This window comes from Deltaproteobacteria bacterium, assembly GCA_016931625.1.
Lineage (GTDB): Bacteria > Myxococcota > XYA12-FULL-58-9 > XYA12-FULL-58-9 > JAFGEK01 > JAFGEK01.
The window spans coordinates 1-2,633 of sequence record JAFGEK010000019.1; the positions used below are offsets into that span (position 1 = coordinate 1).

General features: G+C 40.8%; 3 protein-coding genes. 1 reads left to right on the top strand and 2 read right to left on the bottom strand.

What is annotated here, in order from left to right:
* Window positions 1-481, bottom strand: a 481-nt coding sequence (locus JW841_01240; protein MBN1959543.1) for a hypothetical protein, incomplete at its 3' end; no start/stop codon positions are given.
* Between the two features lie 411 nt (window positions 482-892).
* Between JW841_01240 and JW841_01245 the strand changes: the two genes are divergently transcribed.
* Window positions 893-1,222 carry a hypothetical protein gene (locus tag JW841_01245; GenBank protein MBN1959544.1) on the top strand — a complete coding sequence of 110 codons (330 nt, stop codon included), beginning with the start codon at window positions 893-895 and terminating at the stop codon, window positions 1,220-1,222.
* Here JW841_01245 and JW841_01250 read toward each other — a convergent pair.
* A partial coding sequence (locus tag JW841_01250; protein MBN1959545.1) for a citramalate synthase occupies window positions 1,170-2,633 on the bottom strand: 1,464 nt, incomplete at its 5' end. The two genes, JW841_01245 and JW841_01250, sit on opposite strands and share 53 nt — an antisense overlap.

Consider the following 2,633-nt stretch of genomic DNA (forward strand, 5'->3'; position numbering starts at 1 on the left):
TATCATTATAACGATAGTAACCAACTATTTGATTTATTGCTTCGAGCTGCTCATCGCTTGCGAACTCAATACAATCCATTAATTCTCTAATTAGAAGATTCACATCACCGCGATGTAAAAGCTCTTCGATACGTTTTTTCCATAGCTCAAGGTATGAACTACTATCGCCTAACAATACTCGACCACATTTCATGCCGTTTTCTACAGCATGTATCCAATCTAATACTTCTGTTACTTTAATTGTTAAATCACCGCATAAATTCCAATTACCACGCGCACCATCAGCAACCCAAACCATCTCTTCATAATTCATGCCTCGCTCAGCTATAATGGCGTCTTCGAGTTTTTGACGAAAACCATCTTGGTCACCAAAATGAGCTATATAACGACTTGGAGTTGCTTCGTCATTGCGCACCATTACCGCTAATTTTGCTTCTTTCCAGCAGCCATGGGTAGCTGGCAACATACAACCATTATTCATTATGGTTAAGCGTTTATAGGGACTTTGAGTTTTAGGGGGAGGCGGTTTAGCTATTGAATATAGCTTAACATTATTAAGCCTCCCCCATCCTTTTTCCCACGCGTTTAGTAACTTTGCGAAAGAGATTTTCGTCAGAAACTACGGCCATAATGAACTTCAAAGCGCTCTACGCACTCACGATAAGTGCTATTAACCGCTAAGTCTAATATACGTCGTTCCATCTCGTAGGTTACATCACCATCTGCTGGTAATCCTATTTCAGCATCTCTAGTAAAAAGGTGCCAAGCACCGTTAACTATAACAATAATAAAAATTTGCTTCGATTAATTAGATTTAATCGTAAAATTATTTTTCTTATTTAGTTGGTGTTTATTCAGGACACTGCCTCAAGAACTTCCAAAGGGTTTTTCAATGTCAAAAAAAGCAATTAACGAAGCCGCGATAGAGCGCAATAAAGCTTGGGTTACTGGGGTTACAAAAGCTTTAAGTGTATTAGATAATGAAGATATTTGTCGTTATGTAATGAAATCCGCAGGCAAAAAATGTGCAGAGCAAATCCTTGAAAAAACCATAAATTATTACGGAACCCCCCCATCTTTTGATGAAATGATTGAAGCAATCAATAAAAGAAGAAAAGAAGTATTAAAGGCTGATACTTTTTGGGAGTTAAGAGGAAACAAAGCATTTTTTACTCTTTTTTTGTTGCTCCAGCTAAAGAACCATTACTCATACTTAGTCTGATACCATATTCAAGAGCATCGCCTAATGCCGCCCATGATGCTTCAATGATATTTTGTGAAGCACCCACGGTACTCCAAGTGTGCACACCATCTGTTGAATCAATTAATACACGAGTAATTGCAGCGGTTGCAATACCACTATCAAGTATACGCACTTTATAATCGGTAAGTTTGACGTGGTTTAACATTGGATAAACCGGACCAAGCGCTTTACGTAAGGCATTATCAAGTGCGTTAACCGGACCATCTCCTTCAGCAGCAGTATGAACTACTTCACCTTTTACTCTTACTTTTACTGTTGCTTCAGCAAAACTACCGCGCTGGTCACGATGCTCAACATTAACCATATAGTCGATAAGTTCGTAGAGAGGCTGATATTGTGGCGCTTGTCGCATCATTATAAGAGCAACAGAAGCATCAGCGGCTTCATAAGAAAAACCTCGCGCCTCGTTGTCTTTAACTTGTTGTAAGGCATTTTTAATATCACCACCCTGAACAAGTTCAGAAAACTGCGGCGTAAACTCATCGACCTTAGACATGATATTACTACGTCCTGATAACTCAGAGACAAGTATTATCATTTTATTACCAACCAACTCTGGATCGATGTGTTGATACGAATCTTTATCGCGACGCATCGCCGATACATGTACACCGGCTTTATGGGCAAAAGCATTGCGACCAACATAAGCCATGAATTCATCGGGGTTTTGGTTTGCAATTTCGGCAATGTAGTGTGAAGTATCGGTAAGTTTGGTTAAATGATTTTCAGGCATACATCGCAAACCAAGTTTTAATTCAATATTTGGCACGACTGCACAGAGATTAGCATTACCGCAACGCTCACCATAACCATTAATCGTGCCCTGAACATGTAAAGCTCCAGCTTGTACAGCAGCAACGGAATTGGCTACCGCACACTCTGAGTCGTTATGTGTATGAATGCCTATTTTTACCCCACTATTTTTAGCAACGACTTCGCTGACAATGTTGGCTATTGCATGTGGCATGGTGCCGCCATTGGTGTCGCATAAAGCTAAAGTCTCAGCGCCGCCACGTACGGCTGCCGCCAATGTTGCTAAGGCATACTCACGGTCGGCTTGAAAGCCGCTAAAGAAATGTTCGGCATCATAAATTACCCGGCGATTATTAGCGCGCAGATAAGCGACGGTATCTTCAATTAGTTTTAAGTTTTCGTCTAAAGTTGTACGCAATACTTCAGTTACGTGTAGTGTCCAAGTCTTACCAAAAACCGCGCAGGTGCTGGTGCCAGCATCAAGTAACGCTTTCATATTGGGATCATTTTCACAAGATAGATTCACGCGACGCGTAGAACTAAAAGCTACGACAGTTGCGGTTTGCCACTTCATTTCGCGTGCTCGTGCGAAAAACTCAGCATCTTTAGGATTAGA